The sequence below is a fragment of the Neorhizobium galegae genome (assembly GCF_017877055.1).
GTDB lineage: Bacteria > Pseudomonadota > Alphaproteobacteria > Rhizobiales > Rhizobiaceae > Neorhizobium > Neorhizobium galegae_D.
On record NZ_JAGIPG010000003.1, the window covers coordinates 673,081 to 698,602 of the forward strand.

At 61.9% G+C, this 25,522-nt stretch carries 20 protein-coding genes; 17 read left to right on the forward strand and 3 right to left on the reverse strand.

The features are described 5' to 3' along the window. Positions 1–17 precede the first annotated feature (17 nt). Positions 18–1,061, reverse strand: a complete 1,044-nt coding sequence (locus J2857_RS22305; protein ID WP_210012262.1) for an alpha/beta fold hydrolase — start codon at positions 1,059–1,061, stop codon at positions 18–20. A 331-nt stretch (positions 1,062–1,392) separates the two neighbouring features. Between J2857_RS22305 and J2857_RS22310 the strand changes: the two genes are divergently transcribed. Both J2857_RS22310 and J2857_RS22315 read left to right on the forward strand, forming a co-directional pair. After that, complete coding sequence (locus J2857_RS22310) at positions 1,393–3,168, forward strand: cytochrome c biogenesis protein DipZ (protein WP_210012471.1); 1,776 nt, start codon at positions 1,393–1,395, stop codon at positions 3,166–3,168. Positions 3,169–3,216: 48 nt separating this feature from the next. Beyond that, the gene (locus J2857_RS22315; protein ID WP_210012263.1) at positions 3,217–3,972 is read left to right on the forward strand and encodes an alpha/beta fold hydrolase; all 756 of its coding nucleotides are present in this window, start codon (positions 3,217–3,219) and stop codon (positions 3,970–3,972) included. A 120-nt stretch (positions 3,973–4,092) separates the two neighbouring features. Here J2857_RS22315 and J2857_RS22320 read toward each other — a convergent pair whose 3' ends face one another. Then, a complete protein-coding gene (locus J2857_RS22320) occupies positions 4,093–5,001 on the reverse strand; it encodes a helix-turn-helix domain-containing protein (RefSeq protein WP_210012264.1) in 909 nt (302 codons plus the stop codon). 165 nt (positions 5,002–5,166) lie between these two features. On the opposite strand from J2857_RS22320, the gene J2857_RS22325 reads away from it, so the two are divergent. From J2857_RS22325 to kduI, 8 genes are read left to right on the forward strand one after another with little or no spacing between them, the layout of a single operon-like run. Further along, positions 5,167–5,319: a hypothetical protein gene (locus tag J2857_RS22325; RefSeq protein ID WP_210012265.1), complete on the forward strand. Its 153-nt coding sequence runs from the start codon at positions 5,167–5,169 to the stop codon at positions 5,317–5,319. Then, positions 5,316–6,200, forward strand: a complete 885-nt coding sequence (locus J2857_RS22330) for a carbohydrate ABC transporter permease (protein ID WP_210012266.1) — start codon at positions 5,316–5,318, stop codon at positions 6,198–6,200. Before J2857_RS22325 ends, J2857_RS22330 begins: the two co-directional genes overlap by 4 nt. 2 nt (positions 6,201–6,202) lie before the next feature. Then, positions 6,203–7,111: a carbohydrate ABC transporter permease gene (locus J2857_RS22335; protein ID WP_210012267.1), complete on the forward strand. Its 909-nt coding sequence runs from the start codon at positions 6,203–6,205 to the stop codon at positions 7,109–7,111. A 4-nt stretch (positions 7,112–7,115) separates the two neighbouring features. Continuing rightward, positions 7,116–8,225, forward strand: coding sequence for an ABC transporter ATP-binding protein (locus J2857_RS22340; RefSeq protein WP_210012268.1), 1,110 nt, complete (start codon positions 7,116–7,118; stop codon positions 8,223–8,225). Between the two features lie 32 nt (positions 8,226–8,257). Next, complete coding sequence (locus tag J2857_RS22345) at positions 8,258–9,514, forward strand: ABC transporter substrate-binding protein (protein ID WP_210012269.1); 1,257 nt, start codon at positions 8,258–8,260, stop codon at positions 9,512–9,514. Positions 9,515–9,518: 4 nt separating this feature from the next. Beyond that, complete coding sequence (locus tag J2857_RS22350) at positions 9,519–11,033, forward strand: glycoside hydrolase family 28 protein (protein WP_210012270.1); 1,515 nt, start codon at positions 9,519–9,521, stop codon at positions 11,031–11,033. A gap of 6 nt (positions 11,034–11,039) precedes the next feature. Next, positions 11,040–12,185, forward strand: a complete 1,146-nt coding sequence (locus J2857_RS22355; protein WP_210012271.1) for a glycoside hydrolase family 88/105 protein — start codon at positions 11,040–11,042, stop codon at positions 12,183–12,185. A gap of 35 nt (positions 12,186–12,220) precedes the next feature. Further along, positions 12,221–13,069: a 5-dehydro-4-deoxy-D-glucuronate isomerase gene (gene kduI / locus J2857_RS22360; RefSeq protein ID WP_210012272.1), complete on the forward strand. Its 849-nt coding sequence runs from the start codon at positions 12,221–12,223 to the stop codon at positions 13,067–13,069. Positions 13,070–13,106: 37 nt separating this feature from the next. Here kduI and J2857_RS22365 read toward each other — a convergent pair whose 3' ends face one another. Next, positions 13,107–14,156, reverse strand: a complete 1,050-nt coding sequence (locus J2857_RS22365; RefSeq protein WP_210012273.1) for a LacI family DNA-binding transcriptional regulator — start codon at positions 14,154–14,156, stop codon at positions 13,107–13,109. 170 nt (positions 14,157–14,326) lie between these two features. Between J2857_RS22365 and J2857_RS22370 the strand changes: the two genes are divergently transcribed. The 7 genes from J2857_RS22370 (at position 14,327) to J2857_RS22400 (ending at position 25,485) form a co-directional block, all read left to right on the forward strand. Further along, a complete protein-coding gene (locus J2857_RS22370) occupies positions 14,327–16,252 on the forward strand; it encodes an ABC transporter substrate-binding protein (protein ID WP_210012274.1) in 1,926 nt (641 codons plus the stop codon). A gap of 89 nt (positions 16,253–16,341) precedes the next feature. Next, entirely contained in the window at positions 16,342–18,450 is a 2,109-nt protein-coding gene (locus J2857_RS22375) for an alpha-amylase family protein (RefSeq protein ID WP_210012275.1), read from the forward strand. Positions 18,451–18,559: 109 nt separating this feature from the next. Continuing rightward, positions 18,560–19,546: an ABC transporter permease gene (locus J2857_RS22380; RefSeq protein WP_037083921.1), complete on the forward strand. Its 987-nt coding sequence runs from the start codon at positions 18,560–18,562 to the stop codon at positions 19,544–19,546. 10 nt (positions 19,547–19,556) lie between these two features. After that, complete coding sequence (locus J2857_RS22385) at positions 19,557–20,747, forward strand: ABC transporter permease (RefSeq protein WP_210012276.1); 1,191 nt, start codon at positions 19,557–19,559, stop codon at positions 20,745–20,747. A gap of 10 nt (positions 20,748–20,757) precedes the next feature. Next, positions 20,758–22,464: an ABC transporter ATP-binding protein gene (locus tag J2857_RS22390; RefSeq protein WP_210012277.1), complete on the forward strand. Its 1,707-nt coding sequence runs from the start codon at positions 20,758–20,760 to the stop codon at positions 22,462–22,464. Between the two features lie 11 nt (positions 22,465–22,475). Beyond that, on the forward strand, positions 22,476–23,267 hold the full coding sequence (gene otnI, locus J2857_RS22395; protein WP_210012278.1) for a 2-oxo-tetronate isomerase: 792 nt from the start codon (positions 22,476–22,478) through the stop codon (positions 23,265–23,267). 109 nt (positions 23,268–23,376) lie between these two features. Then, on the forward strand, positions 23,377–25,485 hold the full coding sequence (locus J2857_RS22400; protein ID WP_210012279.1) for a beta-galactosidase: 2,109 nt from the start codon (positions 23,377–23,379) through the stop codon (positions 25,483–25,485). Positions 25,486–25,522: the final 37 nt, after the last annotated feature.

The following is a 25,522-nucleotide window of genomic DNA, read 5'->3' on the forward strand; positions in this document are numbered from 1 at the left end:
CGGCAGCCGTTAGAGGTTTAGAACCGGTCGACATCCAGAACGGCCTGCGCAAAGGCCTTCGGTGCCTCCTGCGGCAGGTTGTGGCCGATCCCGCCGGTAATGGTGCGATGCTGGTATTTTCCGGAGAACTTGCCGGCATAGGCCGAAGGCTCGGCATGTGGCGCGCCGTTCGCATCCCCCTCCAGGGTGATGGTCGGCACCGAGATCGTCGGCCCCGTGGCGAGCTGTTTTTCAAGAGCATCGAACCGGGTCTCACCTTCGACAAGGCCCATCCGCCAGCGGTAATTGTGAATGACGATCTCGACGTGATCGGGATTGTCGAATGCGGCGGCAGACCTTTCGAAGGTTGCGTCATCGAATTTCCAGGTCGGTGAGGCCGTCTGCCAGATGAGCCGGTTGAAATCGCGCCGGTTCTGCTCGTAACCCACCCGGCCGCGCTCGGTGGCGAAATAGAACTGGTACCACCAGGCAAGCTCGGCTTTCGGCGGCAGAGGCTTTTTGTTGATCTCCGGGCTGCCGATCAGGTAACCGCTGACCGATACCATCGCCTTGCAACGCTCCGGCCAGAGCGCCGCCATGATGTTGGCGGTTCTCGCGCCCCAATCGAAGGCAGCAACGATCGCCTTGTCGATCCGCAGCGCATCCAGGAGAGCGATCATATCGGCCGCAACGGCCGACTGCTGGCCGTTGCGCGGGGTGTCTTTCGACAGGAAGCGGGTCGAGCCATAACCCCTCAGATAGGGCACGATGACGCGATAACCGGCCGAGGCGAGCAGCGGCGCGACATCCACGAAACTGTAGATATCGTAGGGCCAGCCATGCAGCAGCAGGACGACCGGACCGTTTGCCGGACCGGCCTCGGCATAGCCCACATCGAGCACGCCCGCCTTGACCTGCTTCAGCGTTTCGAAGGAAGCGTTGGTGCCGGCGTTCAATGGCGTTGCAGCAGGCGGCGAAGACTGGGCGCCGGCGGGGCCGGCCATTCCGAATTCGACTGTGGCGACGGTCATGGCGGCAACGCCGAAGAACCGGCGACGCTGGTGGTTGATTAGGTCGGACATCGATCTCTCCAATCAGTATTGATCACGATCGGAAGAAAGCCGGGACCATGTATCCCCTATGTGTCCCGACCCGGCGGTTTTGAATGAGGATGTAGCAGACGGCCACCGAGATACGTTCTGATACAATTCGGGCACCGTCGATCAGCTGCCTTCCGCCGCGCCTGGCGATTTGTGTCGCTGTGTAGCGCGCCGGCGGATTTCTACATTTCGGTACATTTCCCCACGAACCCGGACACATCCGGGATACGTCGCGCCGACCAGATTGGCCCGGTTGCGGGTCGAGCCGCATCGCCGCCCAGAACCCGAACATCCGGTTTCAAAGGAAACGATGATGACGCTTCTTATCATTGCCTATCTCGGAGGGGCGCTGACAATCCTCAGCCCATGTATCCTCCCCATCCTTCCCTTCGTCTTTGCCCGCGCCGGACAGCCGTTCGTCAGGAGCACGCTGCCCATGCTCGTCGGCATGGCCGCCACGTTTGCGCTCGTCGCCACGCTTGCAGCCGTCGGCGGCAGCTGGGCCGTCCACGCCAACGAATACGGTCGGCTCGCCGCGATTATTCTGCTGGCGGTCTTCGGCGTCAGTCTCCTTTCACCACGCGTCGCAAGCGTCGTCACCCGGCCGGTCGTCGATCTCGGCAACCGGCTCCTGAATGCCTCGGGCAAACCCGGTACCGTACCCACAGTGGCTAGCTCGCTTGTCCTCGGCGTCGCGACCGGCCTGCTCTGGGCACCGTGCGCCGGTCCCATCCTCGGCCTCGTCCTCACCGGTGCTGCGCTGCAGGGCGCCAACCTCGAAACGACAGTCCTGCTCGCCGCCTATGCCGCCGGCGCGGCCACATCCCTCGCCGTTGCACTGATCGTCGGCGGAAAGGTCTTTGCCGGAATGAAGCGTTCGCTCGGCGTCAGTGAGCGCATCCGCCAGGTCCTGGGCGCCGCCGTGCTTGCCGGCGTCGCAGTCATTGCGCTCGGCCTCGATACCGGCCTACTCGCTCGTCTGTCCTATGCCAGCACCGCCTCCTTCGAACAGGCCGTGCTCGACAGGCTGCATTCCAAACCCGCAACCGGCTCGCCCTCGGAAACCGCCAGCAACGGCATGATGGCGGCCACAGCCGATACCGCCCGGCCGTTCCGCAGCGACCTGCCGGTCGAGGGTCGTGCGCCTTCGCTCGATGGCGCGGTCGAATGGCTGAACTCTGCCCCGCTGACGACGGAACAGCTCCGCGGCAAGGTCGTGCTCGTCGATTTCTGGACCTATTCCTGCATCAACTGCATCCGCACCGTACCTTACGTCCGCGCCTGGGCCGAGAAGTACAAGGATCAGGGCCTCGTGGTGATCGGCGTGCACGCTCCGGAATTTGCCTTCGAGAAGAAGATCGACAATGTCAAAAAGGCCGTCGGCGACTTCAAGATCGGATATCCGGTCGCCATCGACAACGACTACAAGATCTGGCGTGCCTTCGAAAACAGCTATTGGCCCGCGCAGTACCTGATCGATGCCAAGGGTCAGATCCGCTATCATCACTTCGGCGAGGGTAACTACAAGCAGTCCGAGCAGGCCATCCAGGACCTGCTACGCGAAGCAGGAAGCGAGATGGCGGCAACCGCATCGGTTGTGCCCGACGCCAAGGGCGCGGAGATTAGCCCGGACCTCAGCAATGTCCGCTCCGGCGAAACCTATCTCGGCTACAAGCGAGCCACGAATTTCGCCTCCCGGGAAACCCTGCGCGCCGACGCCGCCCGCGACTATTCGATCGAGGAACCCAGCCTCAACGAATGGGGCCTCTCGGGCACCTGGACCGTCGGGGCGGAACAGGCGACGCTCAGCCAGCCGGATGGCAGCATCGCCTATCGGTTCAGCGCCCGCGACCTGCATCTCGTCCTCGGCTCCGGCGCAGCCGGCAAGCCGGTGCGCTTTAAAGTGACAATCGACGGCAAGGCTCCGGGAACAGACCATGGCGCCGATATCGATGCCGATGGCAACGGCACGGTGACTGCGACAAAGCTCTACCAGCTCGTCCGTCAGGCCGGCGATATCGAAGCGCGCAATTTCGAGATCCGCTTCCTCGATCCCGGCGTCGAAGCCTATGCCTTCACCTTCGGCTAGACCTCATCCCAGAACCCAATCTCACATCAACTGACAGGAGTTAAGCTCATGAAAAGACGTATTTCCACTTTCGCACTTGCCTTCGCAACCAGTGTCATCGCCTTCGCAGCGCAGGCCGCAGAAGTCAAGAACATCGTTATCGTCCACGGGGCGTTGGCCGACGGCTCAAGCTGGCGCAAGGCGACGGAAATCCTCGAAAAGCGCGGCTTCAACGTGACGATCGTTCAGCAGCCGATCACCTCGCTGGCCGACGATATCGCCGCCACCAATCGGGTGCTGGACCTGCAGGACGGCCCGACCCTGCTCGTCGGACACAGCTATGGCGGCATGGTGATTACCGAAGCCGGCCACAGCCCGCATGTCGCCGGCCTCGTCTACGTGGCGGCGTTCCAGCCCGACAAGGGCGAAAGCCTGCTCAGCCTCGCCAGCTCCAAACCGGCTGGGGGCATGAACATCCGCGAGACGAAGGACGGCAAATATCTCTATATCGACCCCGCCGCGTTCCCGGGCGATTTCGCGGCGGACCTGCCGAAGGACGAAGCACGGTTCCTTGCCCGGTCTCAGGTGTTTGCCGCCAAGGAGGCTTTCTCCGCCAAGGTCGGCAATCCCGCCTGGCATACCCGGAAAAGCTGGTCGATCGTCGCCACCGAGGACCGCTCCATCAATCCGGAACTGGAACGGGACATGGCCCGGCGAGCCGGCAGCGACATCACCGAGATCAAGGCAAGCCATGCCGTCTTCGCCTCCCAACCGGAGAAGGTCGCCGACGTCATCGAGCGCGCGGCCAGGCAGGCGGGCAAATAGCTCGCTGAACGATCACCCGGCGCCGGAGAAATTCCGGCGCCGGGCTGCCAATCTGCCGCAAAGTTGCCCTGAAACCCGCGCGATCCAGCCTTTGAACCCGGCCCAAAGGCTTCAACCTATTCAGCGGGTCAGCGGATAGATGAGCTGGCCATCCTCCTCGCCCCTCGGGAAGGCGCCCTCGCGGCTGCGCTTCTCGGACTGCTGATAGCCCTGCGGGCTGATGCCGATATAGCGCTTGAACATGCGGGAGAAATAGTAGGCGTCCGTATAACCGGAAAGCTCGGCGGCACGCTTCACCGTACAGCCACCCGCCATCAGTCCCATGGCCCGCTCCATCCGCTTGAATTCCTGGAACTTGTCCGGCGTCCAGCCGACACGCTTGCGGAATTCCCGTTTGAAATAATCCGGATTGTAGGGCACCGAATCGATCGTTCTTCCGACGATCTCCTCGTCGAGTGGATCGGCCGCGATCTGGCTCGCCGCCACCATAACCGAGAAGGACAGCGCATCCGGATTGTTGACGTTGCCGACCGACTGCTCCTTCCAGCCAATATGCGCCTGTTCGATGAATTCGATCAACAGGAACATGAAGAGGTGATGCTGAAGCAGCGTCGTCGAATAGGGCGGCGAGTTGTCGTGATAATAGCGCGTCAGCGGCTCCATCATCTCCCAGCGGGCGAGCGTGACGGCCTGCTTCAGGTTCATCTGCGCGATCAGGTCGAGCCGCCCGAAAAGGTCGAGCGTGAAATGCTGGGCGATGCCGGTATAATTCTCCTGTGACGTGGAGCGGCCGGAGAACCACGTATCGGCGCGCAGTAACATTGCCCTGCCGGGCGCCATCTCGATCGTCTCGCCCTCGACCTCATAACGCGCCGACCCCGTCAGGCAGATGATCAGATCATGCACGCTGTTCGATTTGTCGACGCCCCAGGTAGGCGAATGCTGCATCCTTATGGTTGAACGCGTGAGCGTCAACGCCATCGCGTTCATCGGAATCGCCGACAGGATGCTACCTTCGATTTTCTCCATCCTTTTCCCCGAATTCGTCGATTTGATCTCCCAGGCAAAATGAGAATATCCGCCCGGGAGCTGAGATCTCAACACGTCTGAGACAGAAATGGGAGGAAATGGCGTTTCTTTCTCGGAAACCTGACGGGTCAGGTCGGTCCGCGGATCGAAGTGCCAGAGGTTGCTATGCACAATAAAGGAAGTGTCTCTTCGTTCAATACCGCCTGTATCGGCGACAGCTTGCTCAACTGGGCGACGAAATTCATTGCTGACCTCGCCCATGACGGAACCGTTGCCGTCGATGTCCCGCTCCACGCCAGATTGGGGCAGGCGGCATGAGTGGCGACAACAGGTTTCTGGGGCTTTTCTACCTGTCGCCCTTCATCATCGGGCTCCTGGTCTTCACTGCCCTGCCCTTCCTCGCGTCGCTCTATCTGAGCTTTACCAACTATAACCTGATGAACGAGCCGGTCTTCACCGGCCTGCAGAACTATATCCGGCTGTTCACCAACGACCGGACATTCCGGAAATCGCTTTGGGTGACGCTGATCTACGTGTTCACCACGGTACCGCTGAAGCTCGTCTTCGCGCTCTTCATGGCGGTGATCCTCAATTACAAGCTGAAGTTCATCAACGTTTTCCGGACGGCCTATTACGTACCGTCGATCCTCGGCGGCTCGATCGCCATCGCGGTTCTCTGGCGCTATATCTTCGCCGATGTCGGCCTCGTCAACATGGGCCTCACCATGCTCGGCTTCGAGCCGGTCAACTGGTTCGGTGACCCGACCAACGCGCTGTTCACCATCACGCTCCTACGCCTGTGGCAGTTCGGCTCGGCCATGGTGATTTTCCTCGCAGCCCTCCAGAGCATCGACAAGACGCTCTACGAGGCCGCTTCGATCGATGGTGCCGGCAAGTGGACGAGTTTCGTCTACATCACCCTGCCGCTGATCACGCCGGTGATCTTCTTCAACCTGATCATGCAGATGGTCCAGGCCTTCCAGGAATTCAACGGCCCCTACATCATCACCCAGGGCGGCCCTCTGAAATCCACCTATCTCCTGCCGATCTACATCTATGACGAGGCCTTCAAGCGCTTCGACATGGGGTATGCGTCAGCGATCGCCTGGGTCCTGTTCCTCATCATCATGGCCCTCACCCTCATCGCCTTCTGGTCTTCGCGCCACTGGGTCTATTACGCCGGCGACAAGAGGAGTTGACCATGACCGATCACATCCTCTCCCAGAACACGCCCGCCGCCCGTGACATCGACATCGTCCGCAGCCGCGAAGCGCGCCGCCACCGCTTCAATGCCGCCCTGCGTTACGCTCTGCTGACCGCCGTTGGCCTGCTGATGCTCTATCCGCTGATCTGGCTGATCGGCGCGTCGTTCAAGACCAATTCGGAGATTTTCGCAAATCCCGGCTTCTGGCCGGAACACCCGACGCTCGACGGTTATATCAAGGGTTGGAAGACCTCGACGCCCTATTCCTTCGGCACATTCTTCATCAACACGCTGTGGATCGTCATTCCGAAGGTGATCGGCACGGCGATCTCATGCACGGCGGTCGCCTATGGTTTTGCCCGCTTCGAGTTCCCGGGCAAGAAGATCCTGTTCGCCGCGCTGATCGCGACACTGCTGCTGCCCAACGTCGTCACCCGCATTCCGCAATACCTGATCTTCCGCGATCTCGGCTGGCTCGACAGCTACCTGCCGCTCTGGGTGCCTTCGGCGCTTGCGGGTGATGCCTTCTTCGTCTTCATGCTGGTGCAGTTCCTGCGCGCCATTCCGCGCGACATGGAGGAGGCTGCCCGGGTCGACGGAGCGACCACCTGGCAGACGCTGATCTTCATCGTCGTGCCGCTTCTGATGCCGGCGCTGATCTCGGTCTGCCTGTTCCAGTTCATGTGGACGATGAACGATTTCCTCGGCCCGCTGATCTACATCTCCTCGGTCGACAAATACCCGATCTCGCTGGCACTGAAGCTGTCGATCGACACGACCGAAGCCTTCGAATGGAACCGGGTGCTCGCCATGTCGGTCCTGTCGCTGGCGCCGGCCCTCGCGGTCTTCTTCCTCGCCCAGAAATATTTCATCGACGGCATCTCCTCCGGCGGGATCAAAGGATAGTCACATGGCGCGTCTTCAGCTGAGAAACCTTGAAAAGGACTACGGTTCGTTCCGCGCCGTGCATGGCATCAACCTCGATGTTGAAGACGGCGAGTTCATGGTGCTCGTCGGCCCGTCCGGCTGCGCCAAATCCACGACGCTCCGGATGATCGCCGGGCTGGAACGGGTGACCGGCGGCGAGATCCGCATCGGCGGCGAACTGGTCAACGACAAGACGCCGGGCGACCGCGGGATTTCCATGGTCTTCCAGAATTACGCGCTCTATCCGCATATGAAGGTGCGCAAGAACCTCTCCTTCAGCATGCGGCTGAAACGCCGGCCGGCCGTCGAGATCGAACAGGCCACCAATCATGTCTCCGGACTTCTGGAGATCGATCCGCTGCTCGACCGGTTGCCGAAGCAGCTTTCCGGCGGCCAGGCGCAGCGCGTCGCGGTCGGCCGGGCGCTGATCAAGAAACCGCAGGTCTTCCTGTTCGACGAGCCGCTCTCCAACCTCGACGCCAAGCTGCGGGCCTCGATGCGGGTGCGCATCACCGACCTGCACAAGCGGCTGAAGGCGGACGGCCAGCAGGCGACCGTCATCTACGTCACCCACGACCAGACCGAAGCCATGACCATGGGCGACCGGATCTGCGTCATGAGGGACGGCCATATCATGCAGGTCGCCGATCCGGTGACGCTTTACAGCCGCCCGGCCAACACATTCGTCGCAGGTTTCATCGGCAGCCCGGAAATGAATTTCCTCGACGGCACGTTCGAGGGAGAGAACAGCGTGCGGGCCGCAGAGCAGGTGATCATGCTCGGCGACGAGTTCACCAAACGGATTTCCGGACGCAGCGAGCACGTCACGCTCGGCATCCGCCCGCAGCACCTGCGCATCGTCGCGGCCGAAACGCCCGGCACCATCAAGGGCAAGCTTACCCATATCGAGTTCATGGGCCACGAAGTCTACCTCTATGTCGACATCGGCCCGAAACGCCTCATCGCCGTGGTGCCGTCCGCGTCCTACGACCGCGGCGCGCTTCGCGACGACTGGGTCCGGCTGAGTCCGGACCCGAAGGGAGTGCATCTGTTCGACCGCCAGTCCGGGGAGAACATCAGCCTGGCGATTTGAAACTTCATTGTTCCAACTTGGGAGGAGCCAAAATGAGAACCATGTTCATGACGGCGGCTTTGTTTGCCGCCACCAGCCTTTCGACCGCATTCGCTTCGGATCTGCGCATGTCCTGGTGGGGCAGCGACGACCGCCATGTCGCGACCCAGCAGGCCCTGAAAGTCTGCGGCACGAAATTCGGCCACACGATCGCGCCTGAATTCACCGGCTTCCAGGGCCATCAGGAAAAGATCGCCACGCAGCTCGCCGGCCGCACCGAGGCCGACATCATGCAGGTGAACTGGCCCTGGCTGCCGCTGTTCACAAAGAACGGCGACGGCTTTGCCGACCTGAACCAGTACAAGGACATCATCGACCTCACCCAGTGGTCGAAGTCGGATCTCGACAGCGGCTCCGTCAAGGGCAAGCTGAACGGCATTTCCGTCTCCACGACCGGCCGCGTCTTCATGTTCAACAAGACGACCTACGACAAGGCCGGCATCCCGATCCCGAAAACCTGGGAAGAGTTGATCGCCGCAGCACCGAAGATGAAGGAAAAGCTCGGCAAGGAGTATTTTCCGTTCGAAGGCGCCGCACTCGACGCCCGCCTGATGGTGATCCTGCGCACCACCCAGAAGACCGGCAAGGACCTGATCGACCCGGCCACCAACAAGGTCGCCTGGAGCGAAGCCGAACTCGCCGAAGGCCTGGAATTCTACAAGACGCTGGTCGACAAGGGCGTCATCGAGAGCTGGAAACAGGTCGCCGCCGGCGGCAACACGCCGCTGCATGAAAACCAGAAATGGGCCAAGGGCCAGATCGCCGGCACCTACCAGTGGGACAGCACCTACGGCAAGATCGCCACACCGATGGAAAAGGGCCAGGAGCTCGTGCCCGTCAAGCTCTTGACCATCGAGGGCGCCAAGACCGACGGCGTCTATCGCAAGCCCTCGATGCTGTTCTCGATCTCCAGGAACAGCAAGGACCCGAAGGGTGCCGCCCAGGTGCTCAACTGCCTGCTCAACGATCCGGAAGCGGTCAAGATCATGGGCGCGACACGCGGCATTCCGTCCAGCAAAGTGGCGCTCGATACGCTGACCAAGGAAGGCAAGATCAAGCCGGTGCAGCTGGAAGCCTACAAGCGGGTGATGGAGCCGACCAGCCCCGGCGTCTCGCCGCTCAACGAGCATCCGCGCGTCACCGAAGTCTTCGACACCAATTTCGAAGCCTTCGCCTATGGCCAGCAATCCTCCAAGGAGGCCGCAACCGAGATCATCGCCGGCATCAACCAGGCGCTGACGGGGATCTGAGGACGTGACGGACGCCGCCATCGAACTCCTGATTGCCGGCCCCCGCGGCGCGACCTTCCGCGTCGATGCCGAAAGGCATCTTCACACACGCGATGACGCGCTTGCCTGGGAGGTTCAGGAGGTCGATGGCGCGTTGGTCGCAGAGGGGGTGACACGCACTGTCGCCCTCACGGTCACCCAACTGGAGCCGGGCACAACCTACCTATTCCATGCAGGTGATGCCCGGCTCGAATTCGCCACACGGCAGGAAACCGCGCTGATCGACATCCGCGACTTCGGTGCCACGCAGGAGGCGCCGGACAATGCACAAGCGATCCAACGGGCCATCTCGGCACTCGTCTCCGGGGGCACGTTGAGGATACCGGCCGGTCGCTGGCTGAGCGGTCCCCTCTTCCTCAGAAGCCATATGACTCTGCTCATCGACGACGGCGCGGAGCTTGCGGCAATCGCCACCAGGGAAGACTATCCGATCCTGCCGGCGCGTCATCCGGATGGCCGAATTCTTGGCACATGGGAAGGCGTGGCGGAGGCCTGCTATGCCAGCCTGGTCAACGCCATCAATTGCCGCGACGTGCGTCTCGCCGGCACCGGCATCATCGACGGCGGCGGCGACCGCGGCGATTGGTGGTCCTGGCCGAAGGAAACACGCCAGGGCGCCAGGCGCCCCCGCACCATATTCCTTTCGGCCTGCGAGGACGTCTCGCTTTCCGGCCTTACCATCCGCAACTCGCCGTCCTGGACGGTCCATCCGGTCCTCTGCAAGGGGCTCATCGCGGCGGACCTCACCATAAAGAACGATCCGGATTCTCCAAATACCGACGGATTCAACCCTGAAAGCAGCTCCGATATCCATCTTGCCGGCCTGCACATTTCGGTCGGCGACGACTGCATTGCGCTGAAGGCCGGCAAACGCAGCCCGCGCGGCGGACCGGACCGCCCGACCGAGCATGTTCGGATCGAGAACTGCCTGATGGAGCGTGGCCATGGCGCGGTCGTCATCGGCAGCGAGATGAGCGCCGGCATAAGCGACATCGCCATCCGCAACTGCCACTTCAGGGGAACCGATCGGGGGCTGCGCATCAAGACGCGCCGGGGACGCGGCGGCACGATCGCCGGTATCAGTCTTGCCGACAGCCTGATAGAGGACGTCGCAACCCCGGTCGCCGTCAATTCATTCTATTTCTGCGATGCCGACGGCCAGTCAGATTACGTCCAGTCCCGGTCACCGCTGCCGGTCTCCCTGGAAACGCCGAGCATAAGCTCGATCTCCGTCGAGAACGTCACCGTTACCGGCGCGCGAACGGCAGCCGCCGTCTTCTACGGCCTGCCGGAAGCGGCGATCCGCGACATTGTCTTCGAGAACTACACCGTCTCCTTCGCGCCGGATGCCGAAGCCGAGGTGCCGGAAATGGCGTCTCTTCTCCTGCCGCTCCGGCATGCCGGGATCGTTGCGGAGAACACCGTTTTCAGCCGTCTCGCGCGGCTTTCTCCCGTTTCGATTCATCCAGCCCAAGACTGAAATCCGATGCTTCAAGACTATTTCGAAACCTACGCACGCGATTATGAATATTATAAAGGCGGAGCCTGGTGTTACGAGGACGGCTGCCTCTATCGCGGCCTGATCGCGCTTTACGAAGCGACCGGCGAGCGCCAATGGCTGGATCATCTAATCCGGCTGGTGAGCAAACAGATCGATGCACGGGGCCGGCTGGTCGGCTACGAGATCGACGAGTTCAACATCGACAATATCCTGCCCGGCCGCGCTCTCGTGTTTCTTTACCGGCTGACAGGCGAAAGCCGCTGGCTCGATGCCGCCCTACCCTTGGCGCGGCAGCTCGAAACGCATCCGCGCACCGGCAGCGACGTCTATTGGCACAAGCTGCGTTACCCGCATCAGATCTGGCTGGACGGGCTCTACATGGCGCTGCCCTTCAAGGTGGAATACGCCCAAGCGGTCTCAAAGCCCCCGGCCGTCGAGGAAGCGCTCCGGCAGTTCAGGACGGCGCTCGACCTGACTTATGATCGGCAGGCCGATCTTTATCGCCACGGTTACGACGAGGCCCGGCAACAGCCCTGGGCGGATGCGGAAAGCGGTCTTTCGACGGCGCATTGGGCAAGGTCGATCGGCTGGCTGGCAATGGCCTTCGTCGACATCATCGAAAACCTGCCCGCCGGCGCATCCAGAAGGGGACTGATCGATCGCGCCGCTGCTCTTGCATCCCGGCTCATCGCCCTTCGCACCGCGGATCATCGCTGGCTGCAGGTGATCGACAGGCCGGACGAGGCGCAGAATTATCCGGAAAGCTCGGCCACTGCGATGTTCGCCTATTTCCTCCAGAAGCTTGCGCGGCTCGGCGGCCCGCCCGAGGTTGCCGGGGCCGGTCGAGCGAGCCTGAAATCGCTGGCAGGACAGGAGCTGCGACGGGATGCGGATGGAAGGCGCAGGCTCCACAACATCTGTTGCGTTGCAGGTCTCGGAGGCTTCAACGGTCGCTATCGTGACGGAACTGTCGGCTATTATCTCTCCGAGGAAATCCGCCCCGACGATATCAAGGGTGTTGCACCACTGATGATGGCCTATGCGGAAACGCTGCTGGACACGCAATCGGCCATGCCCCAGTCTGGGCGGACCGAGGAGCGGGTCGAGCTCAGCGCCGCGATCAAGCGCTAGCAACGCGGCCCGAGAAACAGGAGAAAAAACAGATCATGACGATCGATGTCCGGACGCGCCATGCCGTTCACTACAGCCAGTCGGAGCGCATGACGAGCGCGGACCTGCGTGAAAATTTCGTGATCGAGGATATCTTTGTCGCGGGGACGCTGCAGGCCGTCTACACCCATTACGACCGCATGCTAGTGGCAGGGGCGGCGCCGACGCAGGCAAGCCTCGGCGTCGGCGGCGAGCTGGCGAAACTTGTCGGCGCGGATTACCTCCTGGAGCGCCGCGAACTCGGGCTGATCAATATCGGCGGACCGGGCCGCGTCATCGCCGATGGCCAGGCTTACGAACTCCAGCCCATGGACGGGCTCTATCTCGGCATGGGAACGACGGAGATTTTCTTCGAGAGCGACGACCCGTCGGCGCCGGCGAAATTCTACATCAACAGCGCGCCGGCGCACGCCACCTTGCCCTCTCGGATCGTCAGCAGCGCGGACGCGATCGAGAACAATCTCGGTGACAGTGGTACGTCGAACAAGCGCAAGCTCTACCAGTATCTACATCCGAAAGTGCTTCCGACCTGCCAATTGCTGATGGGGCTGACGCGGCTGGAAACCGGCAGCGTCTGGAATACCATGCCGGCGCATCTGCATGACCGGCGGATGGAAGCCTATCTCTATTTCGAACTGCCGGAGAACGCCTTCGTCGTTCACCTGATGGGCCGGCCGGCGGCCACCAACCATCTGATCATCCGCAACGAACAGGCCGTGCTCTCGCCGCCCTGGTCCATCCATTGCGGCGCCGGCACCGGCGCCTACGCATTCATCTGGAGCATGGCGGGCGACAACCAGTCCTTCACCGACATGGACATGGTGGATATGAAGAGCCTCAAATAGGCCATCGAAGCCCATCCGCCACCCATGGCAGGAACCGTCAGACGGAAACTATGCGCGGTTCCTGCCGAGGCGCGCTGCGATCGCCTGGATGCGCGGTGGCCTTGCATGGGCCGGTGGAGCGGCGCTCGACGATCCTCGACACGACATGAACCCTGCGGGCGGGCGTTCCCGGCTGGCGCGGGTTCTCGATCCGCTCGAGCAGGAGCCGCAGGCCAACGGCTCCACATTCCTGGCCTTCCATGCGCACCGTCGTCAGAGCCGGCGAAATCTGCTTTGCCGGCGAAAAATCGCCAAAACCGACCACTGATACGTCATCGGGAATGCGATAGCCCTGGCCCAGGAGTTCGGAAACCACGGTGAGCGCCAAGCCATCATGCGCGCAGAAGAAGGCGGTCGGCCGATCACCCTTGTCCTTCAGCCCCCGATAGGCTTCGGCAAAACCATTCTCCTCCTCGAACTGCAGGACATGTAACGTAACGCCCTGGTAACGTTCGGCAATTTCGCGTGCGCCATAAAAGCGCTCGCGGCGGCCGCGATAGCCGGGGACTCCATAGACATAGGCGATGGAACGGTGGCCGAGGTCTATCAGGTATTGGATCACGGCCTGCCCTGCCTCGTGATCGGTCCCGGAGACCTGATCGGCATCCTCTAGCGGATCGACCCAGCCGAACCGGATGATCGGAGTGCCGGTCGCCATCGCAGCGCGGATCGCCTCGCGGTCGTGCGGTCCGACCAGCAGCAATCCAGCACAAGTGCGCGCCAGTTCTTCAAGTTGACCCTGGCTGTGGGTCCATAAGAGTCGAAGCCCCATGCCGAGCCTGTGCGCCTCGGCCTGTACGCCGTTCTGGATCTGCATGTATAGCTCGCTATTGACCGGATCGAGGTCGTGAAAGACCACCGCAATATCGCCGGACGCGGCTTGGTTGGCGGGCTTGCTGTAGCCGAGGCGCTCTGCCGTTTGGCGTATCCGCTCGCGGGTTTCCTCGCTGACCCCGCTCTTGCCGGACAACGATCTGGACACCGCATATTTCGAGAGGCCGACCTCGCGCGCGATCGTCTGTAAGGTGACCCGTCCCCTGCTCTTCATCCCACACCCTCCGCAACCGGCCCTTTGATGCACTTCTGCGCTGCACAACGCAATTTTTCCAAACAAGGCTACATAACACTTTACCTAACAGTATTCGAATGCAAACTTTTCGTTATCCACGCCCAAGGGAAATAATAGGTAACGGCGGGGACTGTGTGGAGGAGACACTCATGATCAAGCTGAAACGTCGTGCGTTTCTGGCCGGGAGTTCGGCCGTTTTGATTTTGCCGGCCCTGCCGGCACTAGCCGTCGACTACAAGGAAGCAGGCCTTTTAAAGGACAAGGTCGCCAGCGGCGCCCTTCCCCCTGTCAAGGATCGGCTGCCCGCCAACCCGCTTGTCATCAAACCTGTCGAAAGCGTCGGGAAATACGGAGGCGACTGGAAGCTGGCGCTGGTCGGCGGCGGATCGCTCTCCATGCTGTTCCGCTACCAGGCCTATGAGCCCTTGTTGCGCTATACGCCTGATTGGTCCGGCGTAACGCTGAACGTGGCGGAAGCCTTCGACGGCAATCCCGATTCCACGGTCTACACCATCCGCCTGCGCAAGGGCATGAAGTGGTCCGACGGGCATCCCTACACCACCGCCGACGTGAAATTCTGGTATGATACCGTGCTGACCGACAAACGCGTCGCCGTCACCAGCCAGGGCCACTGGAAGACCGCCGGCAAGCCCGCCAAGCTGGAAGTGGTCGACGAGCAGACCTTCAAGGTGATCTTCGAGAAACCTAACGGCATGTTCCCGCTGCAGGTCGCGTGGTCCAACTGGGATCATACCACCCGCTGCCCGAAACACTATCTCGAACAGTTCCATATCGACTACAATCCCAAGGCGGACGAGCTTGCCAAGCAGCGCGGTTTCCAGAGCTGGATCGCCGCATTCCAGTCGGCCTCGGGTTTCCAGGACGACAATGCCTTCTTCCTCAATTCCTCGAAGAAGCCGACCCTCAATGCCTGGTATTTCACGATCGCGCCGGGCGAAAATACCGAGCGCGCGGTGGCCGAGCGCAATCCCTACTACTGGAAGGTCGATACCGCGGGCAACCAGCTGCCTTATATGGATCGCATCGTCTATCAGATGGTCGCCGACCCGCAGGTCCTGCTCTTGAAATGTATGCAGGGCGAAATCGACCTGATGGACCAGTATATCGCCACACCGAACAACAAGTCGGTGCTCTACGACGCGCGCAAGCAGGGCGACTATGATTTCTACACGCTGACCTCGACCGAGGCCAATGTCATGAACTTCATCTTCAACCTGAACCACAACGACGAGACAAAGCGAAAACTCTTCCGCAACAAGAAGTTCCGCGCAGCTCTTTCGACGGCGCTTGACCGTCAGACGCTGATCGACGCGGTGCTGGTCGGCCAGGGTGCGCCGGCCCAGCCGTCAATCAAGGAAGGCGATCCGCTTTATAACGACCAGCTCGCCAAGCAGTTCACCGAGTACAGCGTCGACAAGGCGAATGCCATGCTCGATGAGCTGGTCCCGAAACGAGACGGGCAGAATTTCCGTCTCGACGAGAAGGGCCGGCGGCTGACGATCATCTTCGAGATCGACCAGGCACGCCCGATCTTCCTCGATCTCTTCCAGCTAGTCATCCCGATGTTCCAGGCGGTCGGCATCGATGCGCAGATGCGCACCATGGACCGTTCGCTCTGGGAAACGCGCGTTCGCCAAGGTCGCGACTTCGATGCCACCGCGCACCAGTTCGGCGCCAATGGCGGCGTCGCGGCGATGCTCGATCCACGCTACTACGTACCGACCGACAGCAACGCGATGTATGCCCCGGCCTGGCAGCTCTGGTATCTCGATCCCAAGAATGCCAATGCCGAGGAACCGCCGGAGGACACCAAGAAGCTGCTTACGCTTTACGACAAGCTGAAGGCGACCTCCGACCAGGCGGGCCAGCGCGAGATCATGAAACAGATCCTGCAGGGGGCCGCGGAAACCTTCTATGTCTTCGGTATTTCGCAGCCGCCGGACGGCTACGGCATCGTCAAGAACAACATGAAGAACATCACCAAGACCATGCCGAACTCGTTCGGCTGGCCGACCCCTGCCCCGACCATGCCGGAGCAGTTCTACAAGGTCTGATGGCCTCGCCCATTCCGATGTTTTCCGGGCGCCGGCGTAATCCGACCGGCGCCACGGGGCCCCTTTTTTTTCGATAACTGGATGCTATCATGCTCGAGGCGAGACGACAGAACACCGACACCTTGCGGACTCCGGACTGGTTCAGGACCGCCACGCGCTGGACCCAGCTGACCTTCGTGGAGGATGATCCGGACAAATACGACCCGGCCTTCTGGATCGACGTCTTCAAGCGCACGAAATCCAATGCCGTATGCCTCAGCGCCGGCGGTTACATCGCCTATTATCCAAGCAAGGTTCCCTATCACTATGTCAGCCAGTATCTGGGCGACAAGGATATTTTCGGCGCGCTCGTCGATGCGGCCCGCAAGCTCGACATGCATGTCATGGCCCGCGTCGATCCCCATGCCATCCATGACGACGCGGCCAGGGCCCATCCGGAATGGGTGATGATCAATGCCGACGGCACACCGCGCCGCCATTGGGCCTACCCGGACGTCTGGGTCACCAATGCCTATGGCGATTACAATTCGGTATTCATGCCGGAGGTGGTGAAAGAGATCGTCCGCGAATACGATATCGATGCGATTTTCGCCAATCGCTGGCAGGGCCACGGCGTCGACTACAGCGAGGACAGCGCCCGCCGTTTCAAGGACATGTCCGGTTACGCCCTGCCGAAGAAGGCGGATGCCGAGGACCCGGCCTGGCAGGCCTGGCTGCAATGGCGCCGCCGTGCGCTGACGGACATGATCGCCCAATGGGACGACGCGGTCAAAGCCATCCGGCCGCATGCGAGCTTCATCCCCAACATGAGCGGCGCGTCGCTGATGGAGTTCGATCTCTCGGTCATCACCAGACATTGCCCCTTCCTCGTCGTCGACCATCAGGGCCGCAAGGGGCTGGAGCTCGGCTGGTCGGCCGGCCGCAACGGCAAGCGCATCCGTGCCACCTTCGCCGATCGTCCCGTGGTGCTCATCACCTCGATCGGTCCGGAGGAGGAATACCGCTGGAAGGATGCGGTGACCTCAGGCGAGGAAATGCAGCTATGGATCAACAACGGCACGGCCCACGGGCTTTTCGCCTGGTTCACGAAGTTCAACGGCGTGGTGCCCGACAAGCGCTGGGTGGAGCCGGTCGCCGAGGCGTTTGTCCTTCAATCGGCCGTCGAACCGGTCCTTGAAAGCATGACGCCGACCGCTGAAATTGCCGTGATCGACCCGTCGACGACCTTGCGCCACTGGGCACCGGAAGAACGTCACGCGGCGGAAAAACACGATCTCGGCGTCTACCACGCCCTGGTCGAGGCGCGCCTTCCCTTCGAACTCCTGTCCGATCAGGTGCTCACCAAGGACAATCTCGACCGCTTCAAGGTGATCATCCTCGCCAACGCGTCCTGCCTTTCGGATGCACAGAACGAGGCGATCCGCGCCTATGTGGCGCGCGGCGGCAGCGTCGTCGCCTCCTATGAGACCTCGCTTCGCGATGAATTCGGCAAGACGCGGCCCGAATTCGGGCTGTCGGACGTGCTTGGCGCGAAATTCGTCTCCGGTCCGCGCGGCATCGTCAAGAACACCTATGTGGCCCTGTCCGGCGACCACCCGGTCAACAAGGGTTTTGATGGAGCCGAACGGATCATGGGCGGCACAAGGCTGATCCATGTCGAGCCGACGGCAGGCGCTGAAACGCCTTTCCTCTACGTTCCCGATTTCCCGGATCTTCCCATGGAAGAGGTCTATCCTCGCAAGGCGCCGGAAGGGGCGGCGGTCATCGCCTGCGAAACCGGCAAGGGTGGCCGCACGGTCTATATTCCGTGGAATATCGGCGAAATCTTCTGGGAAGTCTTTGCGGTCGATCACGGTCGCCTGTTGTCCAATTCCGTCCACTGGGCGCTCGGCAAGACCCCGCGCGTCACCGTCAAAGGCCCGGGCGTCATTGACCTGGCACTTAGGGAAAACGCCGAGGGTATCGCCCTCAGCCTCTTCAACCTCACCAATCCGATGATGATGAAAGGGCCGATCCGCGAAAATTATCCGCTGGCGGCCCAGACCGTTTCAGTGGAAGTTCCAGAGGGCAAGTCAGTTACGAAAGCCTGGCTGGTGGTTGCGGACAGGACGGCAAGCTTCAGCGTGAAGGACGGACGCGCGGAAGTGGAGGTGCCTGGAATAGAGCGGCTGGAAGTGCTGCATCTCACCTGGAAATAGGGTGGGAGACTGAAATGGAGGAGCGTTTCCGGCCTGGAGGGGCCGGAAGCGGATGGAGATCCGAAGGTGACGCCGAAACGGCGTCTTCAACGGGAGGAGAACTATTCCGATGCTTGGCTACATCTTCAAGCGCGTGCTCTACATGATCCCGACCTTGTTCGGCATGTCGCTGATCTCGTTCCTGATCATTCAGCTGCCGCCGGGTGACTACCTGACGTCGATGATCGCCACGATGAGCGACAGCGGCCAGGCGGTCGATCCGGCCCAGATCGAGCGGCTGAAGGAAATCTACGGCTTCGACGATCCCTTCTACATCCAGTATCTCAAATGGATCTGGGGCATCGTCAGCCGCGGCGACTTCGGTCATTCGTTCGAATGGAACCAGCCCGTCTCCGGCCTGATCTGGGGCCGGATGGGTTCGACGCTGGTCATTTCGCTCTTAAGCCTGCTGTTCGTCTGGATCGTCGCGCTGCCGATCGGCATCTATTCCGCCGTCCGCCGCCATTCGATCGGCGACCACGTCTTCACCTTCTTCGGCTTCATCGGGCTTGCCGTGCCGAACTTCATCCTGGCGCTGGTGCTGATGTATTTCGCCTACCGCTATCTCGGCCAGAGCGTCGGCGGTCTCAACTCTCCCGAATATGCCGAAGCCCCCTGGAGCCTTGCCAAGGTCGGCGATTTCCTCGCCCATCTGTGGATCCCGATCATCATCATCGGGGCCTCGGGAACGGCGGCGCTGATCCGCGTCCTGCGCGCCAACCTGACCGACGAACTGCACAAGCCCTATGTGATCACCGCCCGCGCCAAGGGCCTGCCGGAATACAAGGTCATTCTCAAATATCCGGTGCGCATCGCCCTCAATCCATTCGTCTCGGCGATCGGCTGGGTGCTGCCGCATCTAGTCTCCGGCGTGACGATCACCGCCATCGTACTCAACCTGCCGACCGCCGGCCCGCTTCTGTTTCGGGCGCTGGTCTCGCAGGACATGTATCTCGCCGGCAGTTTCATCCTGCTTTTAAGTGCCCTCACCCTTGTCGGCATGCTGCTCTCGGATCTGCTGCTGGCGCTGCTCGATCCGCGCATCCGGTTCAACTGAGGGAGGCCGCATGAGCACGCACGAGACATTCGGAACCTATTCCGGCCCCGTTCATACCGTCGCCGACGGCCCCTCGATCAGTCCGCTGAAAGCGGGCAAAACCGTTTCGACCGCAACCGTCGGCCCCTGGAGGCTGATCGCCGGCAAGCTGGTCCGCCAGAAGGTGGCGATGTTCGCGGGTGCGGTGATCCTTATCCTCTATCTGATCGGCCTGTTTGCCGAATTCCTGGCACCCAGCCTGCCTTCGACCTCTCGGCCGCAATATACCTATGCGCCACCGCAGGGCTTGAGCTTCTTCGTCACCAAGCCGGACGGCAGTACTGAATTCAATTTCCATGTGAAGGGCTACAAGGTCGAGATCGAGAAGGTGGCGCTGCGTCGCACCTTCGTCGTGGATGACACCAAGGTCGTGCCGATCGGCGTGTTCGTCAAAGGCCCACGTTATGAACTCTGGGGCCTCATCCCGATGGACCGCCATTTGATCGGTCCGCTCAACCCCAACGACCCGATGTATCTGCTCGGCGCCGACCGCCTCGGACGCGACGTCTTCTCGCGGCTGGTCTACGGCACCCGGATTTCCATGTCGATCGGCCTGGTTGGCGTCGCCATGTCGCTTGTGCTGGGCGTCGTGCTCGGCTCGATATCGGGCTTTTACGGCGGCTGGGTCGATACCGTTATCCAGCGCATGATCGAGGTGGTCAGCGCCATGCCGACCATCCCACTCTGGCTCGGTCTTGCGGCGGCGATCCCGCTCACATGGTCGCCGGTCAACGTCTATTTCGTCATCACCATCATCGTGTCGCTGCTCGGCTGGACCAGTCTTGCGCGCGAGGTGCGCGGCCGTTTCCTGGCGCTGCGAAGCGAGGATTTCGTGACCGCCGCCATGCTCGACGGATCGAGCGAGAAACGGCTGATCTTCCGCCATATCCTGCCGTCGCTGACGAGCCATATTCTCGCCGTCGTGACGCTTGCCGTGCCGACCATGATCGTTGCCGAAACCTCGCTGTCCTTCCTCGGCATCGGCCTGAAACCGCCGGTCGTCAGTTGGGGTGTACTGCTGCAGGACGCCCAGAACATCCGCACGGTGGCAACCGCCCCATGGCTGCTGATCTGGCCTTCTCTTGCGGTGATCGTCGCCGTGCTGTCCTTCAATTTCTTCGGCGACGGCCTTCGCGATGCCGCCGATCCCTATGACAATTGAGGAGGAACCCATGACCGATCCTGCCGAAGACGTCGTCCTCTCCGTCGAAAACCTCTCGATCGATTTCCGGTTGAGAACCCATATCCTGCATGCCGTCGAGAATGTCAGTTTCGAGCTGAAGCGCGGCCAGACGCTCTGCCTCGTCGGCGAGAGCGGCTCGGGCAAAAGCGTCACCGCCCGCTCACTGCTGCAGATTGTCGATAGGCCCGGCAGCATCGTCGGCGGGCGCATCCTGTTGCGCAACGGCAGCGCGGTCACCGACATCGCCAGGCTCGATCCGGATGGCCAGGCCATGCGCGCCATTCGCGGCCGCAGGATCGGTTTGATCTTCCAGGAACCGATGAGCTCGCTGTCGCCGGTCCATACGATCGGCTCGCAGATCATCGAAGCAGTCCGCCTGCACAGCGATCTCGACAAACGCGCCGCGCGGGCGAAAACGGTCGAATTGCTGCGCCAGGTCGAAATCCCCAATCCGGATCAGATGGCCGACCGCTACACCTTCGAATTTTCCGGCGGCATGCGGCAGCGGGCAATGATCGCCACGGCGCTCGCCGGCAATCCCGATATCCTCATCGCCGACGAACCGACGACGGCGCTCGACGTCACCACCCAGGCCGAAATCCTCGACCTGATCAAACGGCTGCAGGTGGAACGCGGCATGGCGATGCTACTCATTACCCACGACATGGGCATCGTCGCCGAGGTCGCGGACGATGTTGCCGTGATGCGCTTCGGCCGTATCGTCGAGCGCGGCCCCGTCGATGCGATCTATCACGAGGCCCAGCATCCCTATACGCGGCAACTTCTCGCCTCGACGGTGAAGCTCACCCGCCATGTCGAAGGTCGGGTGCCGGCGGCGGCTGCATCGTCGCAGCCGCTGCAACCGATCCTCTCCGTCCGCAATCTTGGGAAGACGTTCGGCTGGCACGGCAAAACCAGTTCGCTTCGGGCGGTCGATGACGCCAATTTCGATCTCTATCCCGGTGAAAACCTCGGCATCGTCGGCGAAAGCGGTTCCGGCAAGACGACGCTCGGCCGGCTGATCCTGCGCACCGTCGAACCGACAACGGGCAGCGTCATCTACCGCGACAAGGATGGCGGCGAAGTCGAGGTCACCAGCCTGACCAAGAAGGAGCTGCGCGGTTTTCACCGGGAAGTCCGCCTCGTCTTCCAGGATCCGTTCGCCTCGCTCAATCCGCGCATGACGGTCAAGGACGTGATCGGCGATCCGCTGATCGTCAACGGCCTGGCCAAGGGCAAGGCGCTCGAAGAACGCGTCGCCGAACTGATGCGTCTCGTCGGGCTCGATCCGATGGGCATGGAACGTTATCCGCATGCCTTTTCCGGCGGCCAGCGGCAGCGCATCGGCATTGCCCGGGCGCTTGCGCTCGATCCGCGCATCATCATCGCCGATGAGGCGACGTCGGCGCTCGACGTGTCGATCCGCAGCCAGATCCTCGACCTGCTGCTCGATATCAAGAAGCGCCTCAACCTGAGCTTCATCTTCATCTCGCACGACATTTCGGTGGTGCGCTATTTCTGCGACCGCGTTGCCGTCATGCATCGCGGCAAGATCGTCGAGCTCGGCGAGGCCGAGCAGATTTGCACCGCCCCGCAGGAGGCCTATACCAAGAGCCTGATTTCCGCCGTTCCCAATCCCGACCCCCGCGACAAGCGCATGCTGCACCGGCACCGCTTCGTCGCGCCCGTACTCTGAGGACAGTGCCAGTGCCGAAATTCTCCGCCAATCTCTCCTTTCTCTACCAGGACCTCCCTTTCCTCGATCGTTTCGCCGCCGCCGCGAAAGACGGTTTCGGCGGGCTCGAATATCTCGGCCCTTATGCGGAACCGAAGGAAAAAGTCGTCTATGCATTGAAGGCGAGCGGCCTCGTCCAGGCCCTCTTCAACGTGCCCTCGGGCGACTGGGCCGCCGGCGAGCGCGGCATCGCCTGCCTGCCGGACCGTATCCAGGAATTCCGCGACGGCGTCGCCCTGGCGCTTGACTACGCCAAGGCGCTCGGTTGCGGGCAAGTCAACGTCATCTCCGGCCTCGTGGCCAAGGGCGCCGATGTCGAGACCCTGGAAAAGGTGCTGGTCGAAAATCTGAAATATGCCGCGCCGCGCTGTGCAGACGCCGGCGTCAAGCTGCTGATCGAGCCGATCAACCTGCGCGACATTCCCGGCTTCTTCCTGACGACGACCGATCATGCGCAACGCATCCTCGATAGGGTCGGCTCCGACAATCTCTACATCCAGTACGATTTCTACCACATGCAGATCATGCAGGGCGATCTCATCCCCACCTTCAGCCGCCTGAAGGACCGGATTGCCCATGTCCAGATCGCCGACAATCCTGGCCGCAACGAGCCGGGCACTGGCGAGATCAACTATGATTTCATACTCCGGGAGCTCGACCGCCTCGGTTACGACGGCTGGGTCGGCTGCGAATACAGGCCGAAAGCCGGCACCAGCGACGGCCTGACGTGGATGAAGCCCCATCTCGCCGGAGGGCCTCGCTAAGATCAACGCTTTTCGGAACTAACCGGACGCCATCTTCGCCGCTTCCAAACCGGAGCTTTTCTTCGGAGGGCGGAGCCATGTCCGAACATCGATGAAGAAGGACAGGACCATGCTTAGAAACGATATCCAATTCCCCTACGGCGCCGTCTATTTCCGCAAGTCCAATCCGCCCCGCGAAGACTGGGAGCGTGATTATGCAACGGCGGGAGAAGACGGCCTCAACATCTTCCGTCACTGGTTCATGTGGAGCGCGATCGAGACCTCGCCCGGCGTCTATGACTGGGAGGAATACGACCGGCAGATGGACCTCGCCGCCCAAAACGGCATCAAGACGGTTATCGCCGAGCTCATCCATGCCGTGCCCGACTGGGCGGTGCGAAAATATGCCGATGCGCTGCAGGTCAATGCCGACGGCACCAGGCTCGGCTCCTATATGGGCGTCTCGGCGGCGACCGGCGGCTTTTCAAACAATGGCGGCGGCGCCGGCGCGCTGACGCTCAACTGCCCCGAAGTGAAGGAAGCTGCCGGCAGGTTCCTCACCGCACTCGCCACCCGTTACAAGGACCATCCGGCGATCTATGGCTACGACGTCTGGAACGAGTGCAACTATTCCGCCGATGTCGATTACAGCAGCTATGCGAAATCCGCCTTCCGCACATGGCTGGAAAAGAAATACGGCACGCTGAAAACGCTCGCCAAGGCCTGGCATCGCTACAGCTATGCGGAATGGGAGGACGTGGAGCCGCCGGTCCACATAGCGCCCTATCCCGAATGCATCGACTGGCTGCAGTTCAAGCGCGACAATTTCTACGACCAGATGCAGTGGCGCATCGACACGATCCGCGCCGTCGACCAGAAGAATACAATCGCGGCCCACGGGATATCAGGCGCGATCCCCAATATGGCGGCGAACGGCTGCGACGACTGGCTTGCCGCCTCCAAGGTCGAGGTCTACGGCTTTACCTGGATCCAGGCCCGCAAGGGTTCGGAGGCCTGGAAGAACTGGTACGGCGTCGACATCAACCGCGCCGCGGCGCGTGGAAAGCCCTTCTGGCATGCCGAGCGCCAGGGCGGGCCGCTGTGGCTGCAGCCGCAGGTGATCGGCCGCGACAAGGACGACGGCCGCGTCGCCGAGCCCGAGGATATCCGCCTGTGGAGCATGACCTCATTTGCGGGTGGTGCCCGCGGGGTGCTGAACCTGCGCTGGCGCCCGCTGCTCGACGGGCCGCTTTTCGGCGCCTTCGGTGCATATGGCATGGACGGCGCCCGCACGCCGCGCTCGAAGATGCAGAGCCACATGGCGAGATGGGCGAACGATCCGGCACAGGCCGCTCTTTGGGAGGCAAAGCCGGTGTGCGGCGAAATCGGCATCCTGGTCGTTCCCGAGACGCAAGAATGGGATTACCTGCTGAACTATGACCGCAAGGAAAAACCTTACCCGGAAGCCATGTGGGGTGCCTACCGTGCTTTCCTCGAAAACGGCGTCCAGCCGGACTGGGTGCATATCGACGATATCGATGCCTATGACCGCCTCTATTTCCCCTATCCGATCATGTTCACCGCCGAGCAGGCAAAACGGCTTACCGCCTGGGTGGAAAAGGGCGGCACGCTGATTGCCGAAGCCTGCCCCGGTTATTTCGGCGACCGCGGCCATGTCGGGCAGGTGCAACCGAACATGGGCCTCGACAAGGTGTTTGGCGCCCGCGAGGATCAGGTCGAGTTCATGCCGGATATCGGCGACCGCATCCATTTCGAGTTGGGCGGAGCGGCGGTCGATGGGGGAGGTTTCCTGCAGTCCTATGTGCTAACCGGCGGCACCGCGCGCGGCAATTTCGACGACGGACGGCTTGCCGTGGTCGAGAACGCTTATGGCAAGGGCCGCACGCTGCTGATCGGCACCAATCCGTCGGTCGCCTATTACAAGTCGCAGGGCAAGGCGAACGGCGCCTTCTTCGCCGAATTGCTGCGCTGGAGCGGCTGCGCGCCGCATGCGGCCCTGTCGAACAAGGCGCTGTTCGCACGTATCCATAAGAGCGAAAAGGGCAGCTTCCTCTGGCTCGTCAATCCGACCCGCGCGGCGCAGGCGACCGAGGTGAAGCTCGCCGAAGGCCATGGCCGGCTTGCCGCCGGCAAGGCCGTCTGGCCGGTCGGACATGCCCGTGACGGCGGCAAGATCGAGGTGCCGGCCCGCGATGTCCTGATCCTGCCGCTCGACTAACCGGTCCGCCGCCCTCGGGTATCGATGCCCGAGCGCG